The sequence below is a fragment of the Thermostichus sp. MS-CIW-37 genome, from assembly GCF_054060065.1.
This window is the reverse complement of record NZ_JBSSCV010000038.1, coordinates 1-20,610: the sequence shown is the minus strand read 5'-3', so window position 1 is coordinate 20,610 and position 20,610 is coordinate 1. Positions and strand designations below refer to the sequence as shown.

The following is a 20,610-nucleotide window of genomic DNA, read 5'->3' as shown; positions in this document are numbered from 1 at the left end:
TTTGCCGTGTTTTCCTGAGTTGACCACCTGTCAACAAGAGCGGGTGGCTGCGGCCATTGCTGAAATCCTCTCAGAAAAAACCTGCCCGTAGCACTCAGTTATGTCTGCCTTATGGTCATTTCGATTCAAACTAGAACACTGCACCCACGCCCACAGTCATTTTAAATAAGAATGAAACGAAATGAAACATTTCTATCTCATTGCTTCCCAACTCCCCTCTCTCTCTGGGAAGAGGACTGGGGGTGATCTCGGAAGCGGTATGGAGCGCTTGGGGATTGTCTCAATCCAGCTTGAAAGGACTACAAATGGCCAAAAAACGAAGTCTCCAGACCCGTCCTCCCAGTGCGGCGGAAGGAAGCCAGCAGGGTGTCAATTCTGGGACTCGACCGGCTGCGGCGGCTGCCATTTCAGCACCAAGGTAGAAAGTTGCGGCAGGCAGAGCTCGAGGGAGTAGGGCAAGTTGTGGTAAGCCCAGTCGTCTGTCCACTTGCCCCCCAAATTGCCTACCCCGCTGCCCCAAAACTCCACAGCGTCGCTGTTGAGCAGCTCTCGATAAAAGCCTCGCTCCGGCACTCCGATGCGGTAATGGGGCCAGACCACCGGCGTGAAGTTACAAACCACCACCACCCACTCCTTGGGATCCTCCCCATAGCGGATGAAGGAAACAATGCCGCGATGGTCGCTGCAGTCAATCCAGCGGAACCCTTCTGGCTTGGTGTCTTGGGTATACAGGGCAGGCTCAGAGCGCAACAGGTGATTCAGGCTGGCCACATAGTGGCGCAACTTGGCGTGGGGTTCATACTGCAGCAGCCCCCAGTCCAGATCTGCCCAAACATTCCACTCATTCCACTGGCCAAACTCCATGCTCATGAACAAGGTTTTCTTGCCAGGGTGGGTGAACATGTAGCCGTATAAAGCCCGCAGGCTGGCGAACTTATGCCAATGATCCCCCGGCATTTTGCCCAACATGTGGCTCTTGCCATGCACCACCTCATCGTGAGAAAAGGCCAGCATGTAATTTTCGCTGAAGGCATACATGAGGCTGAAGGTAACCAAATGGGGATGGAACTGGCGGAACCAGGGATCCATGTGGAAATAATCCAACATGTCGTGCATCCAACCCATGTTCCACTTCAAGTTGAAGCCCAGCCCACCCACATGGGTTGGCCAAGTTACCATCGGCCAAGCAGTAGATTCTTCGGCAATGGAAAGCGCACCGGGGTTGTATTTGAAAATGAGGGTATTGAGCTGCCGGAAAAAGTCGATGGCTTCGAGGTGTTCCCGCCCGCCGTAGGGATTGGGGATCCAGTCTTTGCGGTCATAATCCAGATAAAGCATCGAGGCCACCGCATCCACCCGGATCCCGTCGATGTGGTATTTCTCGAACCAAAAAAGGGCATTGGCCACCAGATAATTGCGCACCTCGTTGCGGCCATAATTAAAGACCAAAGTGCCCCAACCTTTGTGCTCGCCTTTGCGAGGGTCGGCGTACTCGTACAGGTGAGTACCGTCGAAAAAAGCCAGCCCATGTCCATCTTTGGGGAAATGCCCAGGCACCCAATCGACAATCACGCCGATCCCGGCTTGGTGAGCCCGATCGACAAAATACATAAAGTCTTGCGGGGATCCATAGCGGGATGTTACGGCATAGTAGCCGATCACCTGATAGCCCCAAGAGCCATCAAAGGGGTGTTCTGCCACCGGCAACAGCTCGATGTGGGTAAAGCCCAGCTCCTTCACATAGGGGATTAGCTTGTCCGCCAGCTCGCGGTAGGTGAGGAAGCGAGTGTTGGGCTTTTGATCCACCAGCACACTTTGCCCTTCGGCAGGTGGATCTTCAGCCGAGGCGTGCATCCAGGATCCCAGATGCACCTCATAAACCGAAATCGGCGAGCGCAGGGGGTCGGTGGCGGCGCGTTTTTCCAGCCAGGCTTGGTCGTGCCAGGTGTAGGTGTTGAGGTCGGCTACGATGGAGCCGGTTTTGGGGCGCACCTCCTGTTGAAAGCCATAGGGATCCGATTTTTCGTAGATATCCCCCCAGGAAGTTTTCACCTCGTACTTGTAGATGGCGCCTGGCCCTACGCCGGGGATGAACACCGCCCAGATCCCGCTTTCGCCCAGCCGCTTCATCTGGTGTTGACGCCCGTCCCAGTGGTTAAAATCGCCGATAACGCTGACGTTGCGGGCATTGGGAGCCCAAACGGCGAAATGCACCCCCTTCACCCCATCCACCGTGATGAGATGGGCGCCCAGCTTGTCGTAGATGCGGTGGTGATTCCCCTCGTTGAACAGATAGCGATCCAGCTCGCCGATGTGGTTGACCTTCTCCAAGGGAAAGCGGTAGGGATCCTCCCATTCTTCCAAGTGTTCCCCTTGGGGATCCCAGACCCGTTGGGCCCGCAAAAAATAGTCCGGCAGAGGGGTTCCCGGCTCAAAGCGCAGCTCGAATAGCGTTTCCGGGTGCAGCGGCTGCATCGGGTAAGCCTGTCCAGTGGCGCGTTCCACCAGCCAAACCTGCCGAGCATTGGGCACAAGGGCGCGCACCAACCCAAAGGATTTCCCGGCCTCTTCTATCTGCTGGGGGCCCAAAACGGCATAGGGATCCTGCCATTGGTTGGAAACAAACTGACCCACTTGTTCGGCAGACAGGAGAAAGCCCATCGGGAACCCTCAGTAAATGACCATTCTAGTCTAGCGGTGGCTGACCCCCAGTTTGCGCTGTCAGCTCCAGGCCCGCCTCCAGGCAAAGAATCCCTGCAAGAAGTTCTGCAGGCGGGGGTTGGTGGCCAATTGTTGCCTGCGGTGCTGCAGGGCCGCCTTGGCGTTCACCTCCGAGCGGGTGGGGTAGATGTGGATCCCGGTCAGGGCAGAGACGGGCAGCCGCCGGCTCATGGCCAAAACCACTTCATGAATCAGCTCTCCCGCCTGGGATCCCACCAGGTGCGCCCCCAAAATCTGGCCGTTGCGCCGACAGATCAATTTGGCAAAGCCCAGGGGGGCGGCTTCTGCCTGGGCCCGATCCACATCGGCAAACTCCTGTTTGAGCACCACCACATCCTTGCCGTATTGCTGCCGGGCTTCGCTTTCGGTGAGGCCCACACGGGCCAGCTCCGGCTCGGTGAAGATGGCCCAAGGAATGACACGATAACGCGCTTGGCTGAGGGGGAAAAACAGGGCATTGACCAGGGCCACTGCCGCTTCGTAGGCCGCCACATGGGTAAATTGCGGCCCGCCGATGACATCCCCACAGGCGTAGATGCGGGGATTGCGGGTTTGCAGCTTGGCATTTACCTGGATCCCTTGGGGGGTGTACTGCACGCCGGCGGCTTCTAGACCCAGCCCTTCCACGTTCGGGATCCGACCGGCGGCCACCAAAATCGCTTCTGCACGGATCACTTGATCACCTGCAGCGGCGGTGCCTGCCCCGGAATTGGCCTTTAGGTAAAGCAGCTTTGCCCCTTGCTCTTGGCCAACTGCTGTGGCGCGTACCCGGGTGAGGATGCGGATCCCATCTTGGGTCAACTGTTGCTGCACCACCTGGGCGGCTTCGGGATCCTCCTTGGGCAAGATGCGCTCGCGGCTGGCAATGAGGGTCACCTCAGATCCCAGACGGGCCAGAGCTTGGCTCAACTCGCAGCCTACCGGCCCCGCCCCTATCACCGCCACCGATTTGGGCAAGCGGGTTAGGTCAAAGATCGATTCGTTGGTCAGATAGCCCGCCTCGGCCAAGCCTGGCAAGGGGGGAACCCAAGGACGGGATCCGGTGGCGATGACAAAAGCTCGCGCCTGTACCTGCCTTCCTGCCACCTCAAAGGTGCGCCCATCCACAAAGCGGCCCTTGGCAAACACCATCTCCACCCCCAGTTGGCGGAAGCGATCTGGCGAATCGGCGTGGTTGGCGATGTAGCTCTGGGCAGAGCGAATGTGTTCGTACACCTTGAGGTAATCCACCGAGATCCCTGCTGGGCCAGGGAGAGTTACCCAACCGGCAGCCATGGCCTGGCGAATCCGATGGACGGTATGGGCCACGTGAAGAAGGGCTTTGCTGGGCACACAGCCATACCAGAGGCAATCTCCGCCCAGGCGGTCGCTTCCTTCCACCAGCAGCACCTTGGCCTTCAGTTGGGCCGCAGCGCTGGCCACCACCAAACCCGCTGCACCGGCGCCGATGACCACAATATCGTAGGGGACAGGCATGGCTTGTTCTGAACAAAAACATCGGGCAAGGGATAGCACCATCCTATGTCTTGAGTAGGCCGGGGGTAGGCTGGGAGAAGGGGATCCCTTTCCACACCCTTTCTGCATGGGAGAAGAACTTGTTAGAGTGGGACGGATTGACCCCTTAGAATCTGGATTGATCCGTCTGTTCTACCTTTCAGGGTTTGGGGACTTATGACTATTCTGCTGCCGAGCGAACCTATCCTGGCCGTGAGCATCTTTGGCATGGGCCTGCCAGAGCTGGCCGTGATTGGGGTGATCGCGGTGGTCGTGTTTGGCCCCAAGAAGCTACCCGAGTTGGGCAGCGCCTTTGGCAAAGCGTTGCGGAGTTTCAAACAAGAGATGAACAACCCCAGCAGCGATGACGAGCCTGCCGGCGCAGAAAAGGCGGAGAAGGTGGTGGAGAAGGATGCCGCCTGAGGGTCGCGGAGAGGGGTGGGATCCCAACTTCTGCCAGGGACGTGCTGCCGCAACTGGGGATCTTGTCGAGAGGGGGGATCCAAGCCGGCTTCGATCAGAAGTAAAGTCAGCTCGCAAGGGAGCCAGATCCAGGGCTAGTGTATAGTTCTGGAAAGTTCCCCAGCCTAGTGCTACCGGCTGAGCCAGGATCAGCCTGGATGGGCCCATCGGATGCCCCAGAGGTGGTATGGCTGAGCTGACCGATTTCGAGTTAATGCGCCAGATCCAACTGCGGGATCGCCGCAGCCACTTCTTGCTCAAGGATCGCTATCAGAAGCGCCTGCTGGATATTGCCTTGGCCATTCTCAAGCAACCTCACCAGGCGGAAGAGGTGGTGCGGCAGGTGTTCGAGTTCTGCTGGAAACACGCCAATGCCTTTGACCTGCAGCGGGATCGCTCAGTGGCCCTGTGGCTCTACGAGTTGACAGCCTTTCAGGCTAGGGAACGGCTGCGGCGTTGGGCTTGGCTACCTGTCCCCCTCTCCATTCAAACCTCAGCCCCTCTGGGGCCGCGACGTCTCCTTTGGGGCAGCCTGGCAGTGCTGGGGATCTACGCGGTAGCCATAACAGCGGCCTACTGGCGGCTGCGCTGGCAGTGGGGATCCCCCATCGAGGGAGAGTCGGTGGCAGTTCAACGGCTCTACCAAGAGTGGCAACGACAACCGCAGGTGCAGCGAACCCTGCTGCGGGATCCCAGCTTCAGCACTCCCCTGTTGGTGCAAGCCCTCTGGTCGCCCCATGCCAAGCAGGTGCTGCTCTTGGCCTCGGAGATGGCTCCCGCCCCCCCAGGGAGCACCTATCAACTGTGGCTGGAGTCGGATGTCCAGGGAGGGGGACGACTGCTGGAAAACGCCGGCACTTTTGCCGTCAACGCGGAAGGATCCCTGCAATGGCTCAGTCAACCCCTCCATTCTGAGCAGCCGACCCGCCTCCTCATCACCCTCGAACCGGCAGGAGGGAGCGAATCCCCCACAGGCCCGCCTCTGCTGCAGAGCAGTTTTTGGATCCCTGCTGCCCAGCCCTGATCAAGAGAGATGGGGGGATGGCTGGGGAGTTTGTCCCCCGCTCTTGCGCCGCTTACTCCGGGATCCCCGCAAGCGCACCTTGAGACGGTAGCGAACAGTTTCATGCACAACTTTGTAGGAGGCATCCACACCGTGCGTTTTCCGCAGCCATTCGCGGATGTCGCTGTAGGTACGGAATCGGCCAGGCTGATGCAGCTCCTGCTTGAGGATTTCCAAAACCGGCTTGGGGATGAGGGGTTTGCGCCCTTGGTTGCGGGGCACCGTCAACATGCCCTCTAGCCCCTTGGCCTTGTAGCGTTGAAACCATCGAAAAATCGTTGAGATGTCCCGCCCCAGAATTTCAGCCAAGCCTGTCATCGTCTTGACTTTCCCAATCTTGAGCAGGTAAAGAGCTTGAACCCGCTCCTTGCCGGTCGGTGTGGACTGCTTGCCAAGTAGAGATTTGAGCTCTTCAGCCGATTCCCGAATGTCGAGCTTGAGGACTCCAGCCATGTCGAGGTATCGCAGAACGGCGTTGAATTCGTTGCCTGGCGGAGAGTCTACCACAGTAACTTGGGGTTTTGGAAGTTGTTCGTGAAGTTTGCCTGGGCATCTCTTGACGTTTACAGAATCTCGAACTGAAAAATCTCTAACAGGCTACCCTCGTCGCTTTTCAGGATGGTCGGGCAAGGGATCCCCTCTTGGGCGGCAGGCTGTAGGATTAGAGGGCAAGCTTGCCGACGCTGCACTATGGTTCTTCGCAAGTATCTTGCAGGAGAGGGGCTGCGTTGGTTTCGACTGGCCCTGCAGTTGCAAGGATCAGTTGTGCCGGCAGTGCTGCCCCGCGCCTTTACCTGCGGCTTGGTCGGAGTGCTGGTTTCGATTCTGTATAAGCTGGGGCTGCCCCTGGCGCTGTCGTCGTTGGTGGCGTTTGTGCCCAACATCGTTTTGGGTTTGATGCTGGTGTTTCGGACAAACACCGCCTACGAACGGTTTTGGGAGGGGCGGAAAGCCTGGGGATCCGTGGTGAATGACGTGCGCAATTTGGCCCGCCTGATTTGGGTAGCCATTGAAGAAAAGCAGCCCAGCGACCGGGAAGAGAAGATCCAAACTCTATATCTATTGCCCGCCTTTGCCATGGCCATGAAACAGCACTGGCGCCAGGAACCTCTGCTGGATGAGATTCAGCCCCTGCTCAGCCCGGAGCAGTTGCAACGTCTCCAAAGCCTCAACCATCCCCCCTTGCAGATTGCCTTTTGGATTGGAGATTATCTGCAGCGCCAATACCAAAAGGGCCGCGTTGAGGTCTACCAGCTCACGATCATGGTGGAGCGGCTCAACAGCATGGTGGATGGGGGCCTGTGAGCGCATTCTCATGACCCCAATGCCGATGGCTTATGCCCTGCACTTGAAGCAGTTGTTATTGCTCTACTGTTTATCTTTGCCGTTTCAGATGGTGGAAGGTTTGGGTTGGATGACCGGCCCCATTGTGGGATGGCTGAGCTTTATGTTGTTTGGCGTTGAAGAGATCGGCATCGAAATTGAAAACCCCTTCGGCCGGGATCCCAATGATCTGCCCCTCGATAACATTTGCAACAAGATGAAGCACAATATCCTGGATTTAATCGATTACACCTGAGAGAACTCTTGGGCAGCCGTCCATTCCAGGGTTTCCTCAGATCCTCAGTCGGCACCTACCCCTAGTGGAGGTAGCCGGGACGAACCCGATGATTGAGAGGAAGGGATCCCTATATCTTGGGTAGGGAACAAGATGGGTTTGGTGACATACTCCCATCGCTGACCCTACGGGTACAGCGTGGGCTTCTCGCTTCATCGGGGAGCCTACGCAAGAACCCTCCACGAGCAGACACGGAATGCCCTACCGCGTAGTTGCACCAGATTCCGGCAAAAGCCGTTTTGTGCAAGTACTCCCATCATACACCATGTGGGGGTATCTGTATCCCGACACTGACTCTACGAGTACAGTGCGGGGCTTAGCTACCCCCACACCCCGACAAGCTAAACTGTGGACAATTTGCCGAGGTGCTCTGGGGATGGCCTGCTCAACCTGCACATTTTTACACCTGGCCGATGTGCATCTGGGCTATGACCGCTACGACAGCCCGGAGCGGAGCAAGGACTTCTTTTTGGCTTTTCGGGATGTTGTCCGGCGCTATGCCATTCAGGATCCGGTGGACTTTGTGCTCATCGCCGGGGATCTGTTCGAGCATCGGCAGATTCAGCCCGGCGTTCTCAACCAAGCCCAGATCGTCTTGCGGGAGCTGCAGCAGGCCGGGATTCCGGTGTTGGCCATCGAGGGCAACCACGACAACCGTCCCTATGGCGTGAAAACCAGTTGGCTGAGGTACTTGGCCGATCACGGGGAGCTAATATTGCTGGAGCCTGAGGAAGGGGAAGAAGGACTGGAGCTGCGTCCCTGGTCGGGCCGGCGGGGAGGGTATCTGGATTTGCCCTGTGGGGTGCGGGTGATTGGATCCCAGTGGTACGGATCGGCAGCCCCTCGGTCGATTGAGCAGTTGGCGGCGGCCATTCGACGGTTGCCCCCCGGCCCAGAACGGGTGGTGTTGATGTTCCACCACGGTCTAGAGGGCCAAATTGCCCGTTACCAAGGCGCTTTGCGCTACCGGGATCTGTTGCCCTTGCGGGAGGCGGGGGTGGGCTACCTGGCCTTGGGACACATTCACAAAAGCTATTCCGAGGGCGGGTGGATCTTCAATCCGGGATCCCTGGAGGCCAACAGCACTGCCGAATGGGACTTCCAACGGGGGGCCTATCGCGTCCGCTGGGGAGATGGCCCACCCCAAGCGGAGTTGGTGCAGGATTACCATCAGCGGCCCCGCCGCCGGCTCTATCTGGAGGCCAAGGGCAGAGAAACCCCCGAACAGATTGCCGCAGCAGCCATTGCCTTGGCTAAGGGATCCCGTTTTCAGGAAAGTGAGATGGAGCCGATGGTGGAGTTGCGGCTGGTGGGGCAGGTGGGGTTCGCCAAGCATGAGCTGGATAGCCGCGCCCTACAGTGTCAAATTCAGCAGCTTACCGGCGCCTTGCTGGTTCTGTTTCGTTTTGAGGCCAATACTTTAGAGCTCGGGTCGGCTGCCCTTTCCTTGGAAGAAGAGGGGCAGAGGCTACAAATCGAAGAGAAAATCTACAGGGATCTGCTGAGCAGCCATGCCCACTACCGCAAACGCAGTGAAGAGCTAGCGCGGCTGCTTCTGGATCTTAAAGAAAAGGTTTTGGATGGGCAAGGAGAATCTGAAGTGTATGCTCACCTAAGGGGAGCTTTTGATGCTCCGCATCGCTGTCGCGAATGGGGAGCAGAAGACTGATTATGCGGATCCTCTCTCTCGCTTTACAAAACTTCAAATCTCATGAGGATGCCGTCTTCACGTTTGAGCCAGGTATTAACGCCATTTGCGGAGAAAACGGAGCGGGCAAGACCAGCATTTTGGAAGCCATTGCCTGGGTTTTGTTCGACTACTGCCCCTACAGCCAAGAAGAAATCATTCGCTCCGGGGCCAACGACGCAGTGGTGACTGTGCAATTTATCTCCCAATGGGATCAGCGCACCTACGATGTTCGCCGCAGCGTAACGCAGGGATATCGTCTCTTTGATCCCCAGCTGAAGCAGCGCCTAGAGTATGAGCGCAAGTCCGATGTGCTGCCGTGGCTGAGGCAACATTTGGGCGTACCTGCCGGTACCGACCTGGCGCGGCTCTTTGCCACAACGATTGGGGTGCCCCAAGGGACTTTCACGGCAGACTTTCTCAAAACCGGTCGAGATCGCAAAGAAGTTTTCGATCGCATCTTAAAGGTGGAAGAGTACCAGCAGGTAGCCAAAGACCTGTTGGCGGTCGAAAAATACAGCGAGGCGCAGATTCAGGCCATTAATCATCAAATTGAATTGCTCCGCCAACAGCTACAGGAGTGGGATCCGCTGCAAGCGGAGCGGCAGAAAATCCAACAAGAACTGAGTTATTGGCAAGAGCGCTTGAGTCAATCGATCCACACTCTGGATCAGGTTAAGCTTGAGATCGAGCGACTGGAGAAATGGCTTGAGCAAATCCAAACTTTAGATCACCAGATTGCCCAACTGGAGCAAAAGGGATCCCTGCTTCAGGTATCTCTTGAGCAGGCAGAAAAGTTATGGGCAGAGGCCAGGCAAGCTCAAGCGCAGCAACAGCAATACTGGGAGGGATCTCAGCATTTTTTGGCCACAGAAGCTCGCTTGCGGGAGCTGGAAAAACAGCAACAGCAACGCTTGGAGTGGCTGAAACAGCGGGATGCTTTGCTCTCGCAAAAACAGCATATTGAAAACCAACTGGCAAGACTTCAAGAAAAGTTAAGCCAACAGCAGCGCTGGAAGCAGGAGCTAGAGGAGCTAACCCCGCAAATTCAGGCCCAAGAGGAGCTAGAGCGTCAGCAGACCTATTGGACTCAACAGCTCAACACGTTGCTACACCTGCACCGCGAATGGGAACAGATCCAGGCAGAATGGACAGCCCACGCCGAGCGCTGTCAACTGCTACAAAGCCGAGTGCAAGAAGCTGAACAGGCCCAGGCCATATGTCGGCAGCATCAATTGACCTACAACCGTTATTTGCAGTTGGAAACCCTCATTGCAGAGCAGGAAGCGCTGCGGCGAACCCGACAAACTTTACTGGCTCAACGGGAAACTTTGCAACATCAACTGCATCGATTGGAGCTGCAGGGATCCGAATATCAGCAACAACTCCAGATCTTCCAAAAAATGGAGGCGGAAAAACTTGAGCTGCAACCCCTGTGTGAACGGCAGGCCTCCCTGGAGCAGCGCCACTCTCAACTTGGCGAGAAGTTGGCTTCCTTTCAGGCTCTGCGCCTTGAACTCAAACAACGGGAAACGGAGCAGGAACAAGGCCAAGTCCAATTGCAACAACTGCAGCTCCAACTGAGACAACGGCAGGCGGATTTGGAGCGGGTAGCTGCCATTCCTGCGCTCGAAACTCAACAGGAGCGATTGCAAACTCAGCTCAGCCGCATTGCCGCAGCTCGTCAATTTCAACAGGAGCTACAAGCCCTTTTTGAGCAGGGCTCGGATCAATTGGCTCAACACCATCACAGCATCCGGCAACTTCTGGACGAATTGGAAGCGCAGCGACACAACTATCCCCAACTTCAATCTCTGTGGCAGCGGATCCCAGAGGTACTCACTCAATCTTCAGCACTCAGCCAACAGTTGCTCCAGTCCATCCATCAGATTTTGCAGGATCTGGCTCCCCAAACTTCCGAGCCCCAACTTCGTCAGCAGTTGTCCAACATCCAAAAACAACTCAGGACTTTGCAACCCTTGCTCGGCCTAACCGCACAAATACCCGATTTACAAGCCCAAATTCAGCAACTGCTGCAGTTGCAAGCTGAACGACAAAGCAGAATTGATGATCTTCACTGGGATCTTGAGGCTGAGCCCACCTTCCTTCGGCAACAACAGGAAATTGGCCAGGCGCTGCAAGAACTGGGGGATCCCAGAGGGCAAATCCAGCGCTTGGAAAGAGATCTCAGCCGCAAGTCTAGGGTTGAGCAAGAATATCAACAAATAGCGGCCCATGTTCAGCAACTCCAACAGCAGATACAAGCCCTAGAAGAGCAGCTGCAACCGCTTTCAGATCTGGATGAAAGAATTGCAGCTTTGCGGGAAGAACAAGGCCGGCACCGCAACAACTACGAGACCTTTATCCGCATGCAGCCTCTTGCCCAAAGTTTGCCCCGACGGCAAGATGAACTCCAAGCGGCCCAGTTGGCCCTAGATCAAATCCAGAAAGCCAAGCAAGAAAAACAAGCCCAGATCGACCGCTGGGAACAAACAGAGGGATCCAAAGATGACCTGCAGGCCCAAATTGAAAAAGCCGCCGAAACGTTGAAGGCTCTGGGGGATCCCAGAAGTCAAGCCGAACGGCTCAAAGCAGAGCTAAAACAGGAAAAGCAGTATTTACAAATGCAGGCCGACTGCCTGCAGCAGCTTCAGGATTTACAGGCCGCACTCAACCCTATCGAGGAGGCCCTATGCCAAACGGAGCATCTGGATCGAGAGCTGGGATCCCTGCAGGAAGAACGCGAACGATACCGAGTGGATCACGAGTTCTATCTGCGGGCGGAACCCATCGCCAAATTGCTTCCCCAACGGGAACAGGAACTGGCCGAGCTAAACGCCCAGCGGCAGCAACTGAAAACTCAGCTTTCCCAACTTCGCGCAGCACGGGATCCCTTAGCTGCTCTGTATCAACCGCAGGAGCATGAGCGCCTTCGATCCCTTTTGCAGGCCACTGAAATTCAAAAAGCCGAAGCCCAAGCCCGCCTGGAGAGCTTAGCTCCTCAACTGAGCAAAATTGAGGAAAAGTTGCGGCAATTGGAACAGGCCAAGGCCAGCTTAAAGCAAGTCGAGGCCGAAAAAACTGAGAGAGAACGCCTGCACCGCTTTATCAAGTTTAGCCGAGATACCTATAGAAAAGCCGGCCCTCAAATTACCCAATACTACCTGCAGCAGATCAACCATACTGCCGATCACCTCTTCCGAGAAATTCTCAACCGTCCCAACGTCACCCTGACCTGGGAAGCCGATTATGAGATCCGCGTTCAAGAAGCCGGCAGCCCCAAACGACGGTTTGCCAGCCTTTCCGGGGGAGAGCAAATGTCGGCGGCCTTGGCAGTGCGCTTGGCTTTACTCAAGGTGTTGGGACAACTGAATATTGCCTTTTTCGATGAGCCCACCACCAATATGGATGCCCAACGGCGACAGCGGCTGGCAGAGGCCATCACCAACCTGCGATCTTTTGAGCAGCTATTTGTTATCAGCCACGACGATACCTTTGAGCAAATGACAGAAAATGTTATTCGGGTGGAAAGGCACTCCGGATCCAAGTCGGTAGGGAGGGATCCCGCCCATGGTGTTTAGAGCCGACCGGATCCTGGCGGTGCTGCAGCAGAAGCGGGAGGCCTTTGCCACTTTTGATCAAAGGCTGTCGGAGCGCAGAGAATACTATAAGCAGGCCATGGAAAGCTTGTGCCAGTGGTCAAGCCTAGAGATTGCCGAAAAAATAGCTCCATTCCCTTTCCCAGGCGCTTTACCTACTGCAGAGTGGGATCGCTACTCCAATTGGAGGATCCCTTTTGAGCAGGAATGGGCCAATTACGAAGAAAGCCGTGAGTGGGCGAAATCGGTCATTGAAAATATTCCCACCTTTGCTGTGGATGGATCCCAGATTTATCCCAGCAAAGATCTGTCAATACCGGTGGCGCTGGTGCAAATCGGCTGGTATGAAAATTATCACTGCGCAGCAGGCTTGTACGAAAAAGACATCCAAGTGGATGTATTAACCCCAAGAGACTTGGGATCCGACAGCAGCGGTGAACCGAAAGAGCGAATAGTTAACATGCGCCGCTTTCAAATGGAAATCGAGAGACTCGTAGAATACATTCAAAAATCCCAACCGGGATCCCGAAAATTGGCCTTTTTGGATGGGGCGCTGGTGGCTACTTTTGCCGAAGTCTTCGAGCCAGAAAGCCAAGATTTCTATGTGCAGTGTTTGCTCCAGCTTTTGCGGGCCAGCGAGCAAAGCCGGATCCCTATCGTGGCCTACATAGACACCACCTACACTTCCGATTTGGTGGCGTTGCTGAAGCATTGTTTTGACCTACCCGAAGCTCCACAGCTTCACGATGCGCAACTGCTCAGCCCCTGGTTGGATTGGGGGGATCGTACGCCTTTTTTCATCTGTGCCCGCGGCGGCAGCCTCAACCCCCAAGATGGGATCCTCAATCGCTACCAAGAAATGCGAGAGCGAGTGGGATTTGTTTACCTGCGCACCAATGACAACTTTCCGGCTCGCCTGGAAATACCCGTTTGGGTTTATGAGGCAGGACTGTTGGACTGGTTGTTGGATCTGGTTCGCTGTGAGGTGGTGATTGGGCGAGGTTATCCTTATGTGCTGGAGACAGCCGATCAAATAGCCGTTATCCGCAATGAGGATCGCAACCTTTTCTTGCGTCTCATGCAAGATTGGGCCGCTCGCGAGAAGCTGAACCTAAGGCTATCCCGGAAAACGGTGAGTAAACTACAACGGAGACGAGTCCGATGAGATTGGGAAAGGTGGTTCGCTCCAACAATCACTGTGATTACGTGGTGCAGGTGGACGATGCTTTAGAAGTCAAAAATCCGCCGACTCCTGATGACTATGGCTTCGGCAGCTTTGTCAAGCTAGAAAGCGACCGGCGACACTGGGCCGTAGGTCTGGTCTACAACACACAGCTTCTGAACCCGATGTTCCTCAATTCTGGGCCGCGTCTTTCCAGCCAGCCGGATCCCTATTTTTCCCCCGATTTGCAGAATGAGGTGCGCACGCTACTCTCGGTGGTTTTAATCGGGGCTCTGGATGAAGAGCGCCGCTGTGGCCGACAAGGGATCCCACGCGTGGTGGTGCCTGTAAACACGCCGGTTTTTCGCATGAGCCGGGAAGAGATCCTGCGCTTTCACCAGGATCCCCAAGGTCAAACCCAATTTTCCTACTATGGTTTGCTGCTGAGTAGTGGCGGCAACTTTGCCAATCATTTGATCTACCAAGTCTTGAACGACATTACGCCGATGTTTGCCGATCCAGCTCAACGGCGAGCTCTGCAAATCTTAAGCAAAGAATTGGCCTGGAAAATGACTGTAGGAGCGATGCGCTAATGCCCCAAAAAATCACCGATAATGGCCACCATCCAGAAGCCACCCTCTCTCCAACTGAGGACTCTCCAGAGGTAATTGGCACCGTCAAAGGGCCTGGAGAAACCTCTAACCAATATGTTTTCATCACTTCCAATACCCAAGCGGTAAAGGTGGGCGATTTCGTCTACTACGAAGTCCAGGATCCCCAATTGCAAACGCTGCAAATCTTGGGCAAAATTAGCCAGGTTCAACTCCTGGATCACATTCCCGATCGCATCTTTGCCGATACCGAAATCGATCCCAGCACCATTGTGGCTCTGGTGGGCTTCACCCATCCCAATCCGGAAATCTATGCGGTTACCGTCGAGGTCATCGGCTATTTCAATCAGAAGATGGGCTTTATTAACCCCCGCCGCGCTCCGGATCCCGGTGCCAAGGTTTTTCTGGCCTCCAATCGTCTGCTGAAATCAATTTTGAACAAACGAGATGAAACAGCCATTGGGGGTGCTCACTTGGGCAGCCTGTTGTTGCGCGATGAGGGAGCAGTGCCCGTAGTACTGGACGTCAAGGAAATGGTCAGCACCCATCTGGCCATTTTGGCGGGGACAGGATCCGGCAAATCTTATACAGCAGGGGTTTTGATTGAAGAGCTGCTTTTGCCCAAAAACCGAGCTGCCGTCCTCATTTTCGATCCCCACGGGGAATACCACACGCTGGCAGAAATGCAGTCCCACCCCAAGTTTTTGGGGGAAGACGGCTACCGTCCTAAAGTCAAGGTTCTTTCACCACAGGAAATTAAGATTCGTGTATCTTCTCTCAACTTCTTTGATATTCTGACCCTGCTGCCGGAAACCAGCGATCGGCAAAAATCTTTTCTGGAAAAAGCCTTCCGCAGAACAACTCAATTTAACCCACTCCGCTGGACGATTCAGGATTTAATCGATGCCGTAAACGAGGCTGATTCCGCAGAGGATGGATCCCAAGGATCCTCAGCCGCCGCTTTGGAGTGGAAATTAGAACAGATCGACCGTTCTCCCTATTTCGACAATTTGCAACACCTAGCTCCCAAAGACTTGTTTGAGCCGGGGCAGGTAACCATCCTGCAAATGCATGAGATCAGCCAAGAAGAACAGCAGGTGATCGCTGCTGCCATCTTGCGCCAGGCCAACTATGCTCGGATCAATACCCACAAAGGCAAGATCCAGCCGGGGGACGAAAATTACTTGCCTTATCCCGTCTTTATTTTGCTGGAAGAGGCCCATCGGTTTGCCCCTGCCCACGAGCCTTCCCGTTGCAAACAGGTGCTGCGCACCATCCTCAGCGAAGGACGCAAGTTTGGACTGGGAGTAGGGCTGATCACGCAACGCCCTGGCAAGTTGGACTCGGATATTCTGTCTCAATGCATGAGCCAATTTTTGATGCGAATTGTCAACCCTGCCGATCAGGAAAATTTGCGCCACAGTGTCGAGGTTGCCGGACGGGATCTGTTACAGGAATTGCCCGCCTTGAGCAAAGGTCAGGTGATCATCTCCGGGGTGTGCGTCAATACCCCTGTACTGTGCAAAGTGCGGCAGCGCTACACGCAGCATGGCGGCGAAACGTTGGATATTCTTGGCCTCTGGCAAAGGCATTCCCAAGAGCACCACCAACGGGATCGCTTGGCCCAGTCGGCCCCTCTCAAACCGCGTCCTCAACCTCAGGTGGTGGATGGACTCAGCATTGATTAGCAATGGCCCAAAACTCCAACTGTGGCCTGATCTCAATCGCTGAATCTGCCAAATCTACAATCCGAAACCACTGCTTGATTGCAATACAATTCATTTCACAGAAACAAGTTTTGGGGCGATCAGTGATGAGGAAACAAGCCCTTTTGCCAGGTTTGCTGGGCATTGCCGTTGCAGTTCTACTGGGATCCGGGCCTGCCTATGCTCAGTTGCGGCTGATCCCCAAAGCGGCGCGGCGGGTGTACGAGGCATTGCCGGATCTGCCGCTGGAAAACGTCTACACCCCCATTAACCCCAATGACGGCGGCCCTACGCCTGAGGAAGATACCTTGGTGCGGCGGATGATGGTTTACCATCTGCAGGTGGCTGGTCGCTCCCCGACCGACCGCTTTGACTGGCAACTGACGCTGGCGGACTATTTTGATGCCAATGAGCCAATCATCGCCCAACGGTATCCCGGTGCCGACCGCCTGACGGTCAACCCCTACGCCCAAGACAAAGCCGTTGTACAATCCCTGAACCGGCAACAGCGACAGGCCCTGCTGGAAGCCCTTGTGCTGGCCTTCGGTGGGGATCCCAACCCAACGCCCCTCTACATTCCCACCGACGGGGATCCTGCCCCTACCCGTCCCACCCCAGAACCTATGAAGCCCTTGCTGCTTCCCGGCAGCGGATCCGCTGACTTGCTCAGGCCCTAGCCGAGGTTTCCCGCTAACTCAAGGCTTGCCCGGTGTAGTTCTCAATGCAGCGCAGGAACAGCTCTACCCCAATGCCAAGGGCAGCCTCATCGAAGTCGAAGCGGGGGTGGTGGTGAGGGTAGTTCAGGCCCCTTTCGGGGTTGGCGGATCCCAGGAAAAAGTAGCAGCCAGGCACCTCATTCAGGAAAAACGAGACATCCTCTCCGCCCATGGTCATCTCTGGGATGATCCTCGCCTCTGGGCCAAACACCTCGCGGGCAGACTGTTCCACCAGAGCTGCCATAGCAGGATCGTTTTGAACCGCCGGATAGCCCCGCTCGAATCGAAACTCATAGGTGGCTCCGTAGGCTTGGCAAATGCCGGCAACGATTTCTTCCATGCGCTTTGGGATCAAATCGGCCACTTCAGGGTGAAAACTGCGCACAGTACCCCAAATTTCTGCGCTTGGGGCGATAACGTTGAAGGCATCGCCGGCCCGGAAACGGCCCACCGTCACCACCGCCGGCAGCATCGGATCCACATTGCGGGAGACAATGGTCTGCAAAGCATTGACAATGTGGGATCCCACCACAATGGCATCCACTGTTTGTTGGGGAAGGGCAGCATGTCCGCCTCGCCCGATCACCTGAATCTGAAAGCGGTCGGCAAAGGCCATCGAGGGGCCACTTTTCACGCCAATAGTGCCCAGAGGGCGATTATTCCACAGGTGTAGGCCGAGGATGGCTTCCACATCCGGGTTTTTCAGAACCCCCGCCTCCAGCATGGGCTTGGCTCCGCCGGGGCCTTCTTCGGCAGGTTGAAAAATGACCTTGACCGTGCCCTTGAGGTGTTGACGGTGCTGTTGCAGCAGCTTGGCGGTGCCCATAGCAATGGCCGTATGGCCGTCGTGGCCACAGGCGTGCATGACGTTGGGGATGGCGGAGCGGTACTCGACTTCATTGGCCTCATGAATGGGCAGGGCATCCATATCGGCCCGCAGCGCCAAAACCGGCCCCGGCTGCTCTCCCTCAATGGTGGCCACGATGCCGGTGTGGGCAATGCCGGTCTGGTGAGGGATCCCCCAACTTTTCAGGCGCTGGCTGATGTAAGCAGCGGTTTGCTTCTCCTGGAAGCCCAGCTCAGGATACTTGTGGATGTGGCGGCGCCAGGTCACCAACTCGGGTTGTAAAGCTCGAACAGCAGGGCGAAGCGCGGGAAAGGACATGACCTGAAAAACAAAAAAACAAAAATGTCTTGGAAAACCTTCACCGATGGCCAGTGTTGGTTGCATGCAGTTGCCTGTCGATTTTGCCCAGTATGGCATTGCTGAGGCTGCTTTCCGCTCGGCGTCGAGGTGGACATCTAGGCCCACAGGGATCCGGTTTCCGGCGGTAGATCTTGCCAGCGGCCCGGCCCCACAGCTCGCAAAGCCTCTTGCAGGGAGATCGCCCCTGAGTAGAGGGCTTTACCCAAAATGGCCCCCGTCAAACCGGGCAAGCTCAACAAAGCCAGCAAATCCGTTAGCGATCCGATTCCCCCCGAAGCAATCACAGGCAGGCGGGAGATGGCGAGGATCTCCTGCAACTGTTGTAGGTTGGGGCCGGCCAGGGTGCCATCCCGGCCAATGTCGGTGTAGATGATGCCGGCGACGCCCTGTTCCCCCACCCGTTGCACCAATTCGGTGGCCCGCAGGGGAGTGGTGCTCAGCCAGCCGCGGGTGGCCACTTGCCCCTGCCGAGCGTCGATCCCCACCCAAACTCGACCGGGCAAGGCTTGGGTCATCGCCTCCAGGGTGTCAGGATCCTCTACGGCTAGGGTGCCAACGATCACCCGATCCACCCCCAGCTCCAGCAACTGCCGCGCCCGTTCCAGGGATCGGATCCCACCCCCCACCTGCACCGGGATGGCCAGGCTGCGGACAATGCGCTCGATGGTAGGCAGGTTAATCGGATCCCCGCTTTTGGCCCCGTCCAAATCCACCACATGCAGGCGAGGAGCACCCTGTGCCGCCCAAGCTTCGGCCTGTTGGATGGGGTCATCGGCCACCTGTTCCGCCTGAGCATAATCCCCCTGGTAGAGGCGCACGGCGTGGCCCTGCAAAAGGTCGATGGCGGGGATCACCTCCAGAAAAGCAGTTGAGTAAGGCATGATGGGATCCCTTGAGGGGCTTTTCCAGTATCGCCTGGGAGCGGCCTTGCTCCAGCGGAGATCTGGATCTCTAGACCCTAAAGTGCTCCACACCGCTGACGCGATGGGAGAACATCCTGAGATGACTATGAACGCGCGCCAACTGGCTCTGTTGGCTCTGCAGAAAATCGAGCGCCAAAACGCCTATGCCGACCTGGTTCTGGGGCATTTGTTGGCCAACAGCAGCCTGATCCCCGCCGACCGGCATCTGGTCAGCGAGCTGGTGTACGGCGTTACCCGCCGTCGTCGCACCCTCGATGCCTTGATCGATTGCTTTGCCCAGCGTCCTGCCCACAAGCAGCCCCCCGATTTGCGACTGATTTTGCATCTCGGCCTCTACCAACTGGCTTTTTTGGATCAGATCCCGGCCAGTGCTGCCATCCATACCAGCGTGGAATTGGCCCGCCAGATGGGGCTAGGATCCCTGACAGGGGTGGTGAACGGCATCTTGCGCGCCTACCAGCGGCAAGTGTTGGATCAGCCAGAGAAGGATCCCCTCAAGCCCCTCGAGGACACTCTGCCAGCCGACCCAATTCAGGCTTTGGGGATCCTGCACAGCTTTCCCGACTGGTTGGTGAGCCTATGGTGGGAGCGCCTGGGGCCGGTGGAAACGGAGCAGTTGTGTGCTTGGTTTAATCAGCCACCCCACCTGGATTTGCGGGTCAACCCACTGCGGGCAGATGTGAATAAAGTCATTCAAGCCTTGGCAGCAGCCGGGATCCCTGCCCTCCCCATCTCCGAGGTGCCGGGTGCCTTGCGACTTCAGGATCATGCTGGCGACATCACGGCCCTGCCCGGCTTTGCCCAGGGTTGGTGGAGCGTTCAAGATGCCAGTGCCCAGCAGGTGGTGCATTGCCTGGATCCCCAGCCGGGAGAGCGGGTGATCGACTGCTGCGCTGCTCCGGGCGGCAAGACCACCCAAATAGCCCAACACATGCAGGATCGAGGGGAGATTTGGGCTTTGGATCGTCACCCCCACCGTCTGCGGCGCCTAGAGGAAAATGCCCATCGCTTGGGCTTGACCTCGATTCGTTCCCTGGCCATCGACCTGTTGCCGCTGAGCGCTGCTGCCGATCGCGTCAGCGGGACGGAGTCCTTACCCCCTGCCCCCTTGCCCCCCTGGCACAGCGCCGACCGGGTTTTGCTGGATGCCCCATGCTCCGGCTTGGGAACCCTGCACCGCCATGCCGATGCCCGCTGGCGACAAACCCCAGAGCGGATCCCAGAGTTGGCCCACCTGCAAGCCCAGCTCCTGCAAGTGGCAGCCCGTTGGCTGAAGCCGGGCGGAGTGTTGGTGTACGCCACCTGCACGCTGCACCCTGCCGAAAACGAGGAGATCATTCAAGCCTTTCTCGACAGCCACCCCAATTGGGCTGCTGAAGGGGATCCCCTGCTCATTTGGCCCCACCGACAGGATCGGGATGGATTTTTTATCCAGCGGCTGCGTCGATACGGTTAAATAAACCTTCCATCGTGGTGCTTCCCAGGTGCTCCGAGCCATCAACCCTCAGCTTTCCTGAGGGAGAAAAGGATTATCTCCAAGCAAGAGAGTAAACTACCCGACCCTGACTGCTTCGCAGTACAGGGCGGGCTTAAGGCCTCCGGCCCGCTGGCGCGAACGGTAGCCCTGCAGTTGGCAAGCCA

The 20,610-nt window shown here is 56.6% G+C and carries 14 protein-coding genes and 1 pseudogene; 10 read left to right on the top strand and 5 right to left on the bottom strand.

The annotated features are described in order from the left end of the window. Window positions 1–369 precede the first annotated feature (369 nt). Window positions 370–2,661 (bottom strand): 1,4-alpha-glucan branching protein GlgB, encoded by a 2,292-nt coding sequence (glgB, locus tag ACVWYZ_RS13115; RefSeq protein ID WP_457467308.1) that lies wholly within the window; start codon window positions 2,659–2,661, stop codon window positions 370–372. A 60-nt stretch (window positions 2,662–2,721) separates the two neighbouring features. Continuing rightward, window positions 2,722–4,197 carry a dihydrolipoyl dehydrogenase family protein gene (locus ACVWYZ_RS13110; protein ID WP_457467307.1) on the bottom strand — a complete coding sequence of 492 codons (1,476 nt, stop codon included), beginning with the start codon at window positions 4,195–4,197 and terminating at the stop codon, window positions 2,722–2,724. Window positions 4,198–4,392: 195 nt separating this feature from the next. Here ACVWYZ_RS13110 and tatA point away from each other — a divergent pair, with 195 nt between their 5' ends. Beyond that, window positions 4,393–4,638, top strand: coding sequence for a twin-arginine translocase TatA/TatE family subunit (tatA, locus tag ACVWYZ_RS13105; protein ID WP_414356913.1), 246 nt, complete (start codon window positions 4,393–4,395; stop codon window positions 4,636–4,638). 226 nt (window positions 4,639–4,864) lie between these two features. Beyond that, window positions 4,865–5,701, top strand: coding sequence for an anti-sigma factor domain-containing protein (locus ACVWYZ_RS13100; protein WP_457467306.1), 837 nt, complete (start codon window positions 4,865–4,867; stop codon window positions 5,699–5,701). Here ACVWYZ_RS13100 and ACVWYZ_RS13095 read toward each other — a convergent pair whose 3' ends face one another. Continuing rightward, window positions 5,702–6,193: a helix-turn-helix domain-containing protein gene (locus ACVWYZ_RS13095; protein ID WP_457467305.1), complete on the bottom strand. Its 492-nt coding sequence runs from the start codon at window positions 6,191–6,193 to the stop codon at window positions 5,702–5,704. A 237-nt stretch (window positions 6,194–6,430) separates the two neighbouring features. On the opposite strand from ACVWYZ_RS13095, the pseudogene ACVWYZ_RS13090 reads away from it, so the two are divergent. From ACVWYZ_RS13090 to ACVWYZ_RS13060, 7 genes and pseudogenes are all read left to right on the top strand, one after another. Continuing rightward, a pseudogene (locus ACVWYZ_RS13090) lies at window positions 6,431–7,319 on the top strand (bestrophin family protein). A 415-nt stretch (window positions 7,320–7,734) separates the two neighbouring features. After that, entirely contained in the window at window positions 7,735–9,027 is a 1,293-nt protein-coding gene (locus tag ACVWYZ_RS13085) for a metallophosphoesterase family protein (RefSeq protein WP_414416579.1), read from the top strand. 2 nt (window positions 9,028–9,029) lie between these two features. After that, the gene (locus ACVWYZ_RS13080) at window positions 9,030–12,626 is read left to right on the top strand and encodes an AAA family ATPase (RefSeq protein WP_457467304.1); all 3,597 of its coding nucleotides are present in this window, start codon (window positions 9,030–9,032) and stop codon (window positions 12,624–12,626) included. After that, window positions 12,616–13,809 carry a DNA double-strand break repair nuclease NurA gene (locus ACVWYZ_RS13075; RefSeq protein ID WP_457467303.1) on the top strand — a complete coding sequence of 398 codons (1,194 nt, stop codon included), beginning with the start codon at window positions 12,616–12,618 and terminating at the stop codon, window positions 13,807–13,809. The genes ACVWYZ_RS13080 and ACVWYZ_RS13075 overlap by 11 nt, the downstream gene beginning before the upstream one ends. Then, window positions 13,806–14,399 carry a hypothetical protein gene (locus tag ACVWYZ_RS13070; protein WP_414341843.1) on the top strand — a complete coding sequence of 198 codons (594 nt, stop codon included), beginning with the start codon at window positions 13,806–13,808 and terminating at the stop codon, window positions 14,397–14,399. The genes ACVWYZ_RS13075 and ACVWYZ_RS13070 overlap by 4 nt, the downstream gene beginning before the upstream one ends. After that, window positions 14,399–16,105, top strand: coding sequence for an ATP-binding protein (locus ACVWYZ_RS13065; RefSeq protein ID WP_457467302.1), 1,707 nt, complete (start codon window positions 14,399–14,401; stop codon window positions 16,103–16,105). The genes ACVWYZ_RS13070 and ACVWYZ_RS13065 overlap by 1 nt, the downstream gene beginning before the upstream one ends. Window positions 16,106–16,230: 125 nt before the next feature. Next, on the top strand, window positions 16,231–16,800 hold the full coding sequence (locus ACVWYZ_RS13060; RefSeq protein WP_457467301.1) for a hypothetical protein: 570 nt from the start codon (window positions 16,231–16,233) through the stop codon (window positions 16,798–16,800). A 13-nt stretch (window positions 16,801–16,813) separates the two neighbouring features. Here the strand turns inward: ACVWYZ_RS13060 and ACVWYZ_RS13055 are convergent, their stop codons facing one another. Together ACVWYZ_RS13055 and hisA are read right to left on the bottom strand one after the other, a co-directional pair. Continuing rightward, on the bottom strand, window positions 16,814–18,004 hold the full coding sequence (locus tag ACVWYZ_RS13055) for a M20 metallopeptidase family protein (protein WP_457384433.1): 1,191 nt from the start codon (window positions 18,002–18,004) through the stop codon (window positions 16,814–16,816). A gap of 137 nt (window positions 18,005–18,141) precedes the next feature. Beyond that, complete coding sequence (gene hisA, locus ACVWYZ_RS13050; RefSeq protein WP_457467310.1) at window positions 18,142–18,906, bottom strand: 1-(5-phosphoribosyl)-5-[(5-phosphoribosylamino)methylideneamino]imidazole-4-carboxamide isomerase; 765 nt, start codon at window positions 18,904–18,906, stop codon at window positions 18,142–18,144. Between the two features lie 148 nt (window positions 18,907–19,054). On the opposite strand from hisA, the gene ACVWYZ_RS13045 reads away from it, so the two are divergent. Further along, window positions 19,055–20,425, top strand: a complete 1,371-nt coding sequence (locus tag ACVWYZ_RS13045; RefSeq protein WP_457467309.1) for a 16S rRNA (cytosine(967)-C(5))-methyltransferase — start codon at window positions 19,055–19,057, stop codon at window positions 20,423–20,425. Window positions 20,426–20,610 lie beyond the last annotated feature (185 nt).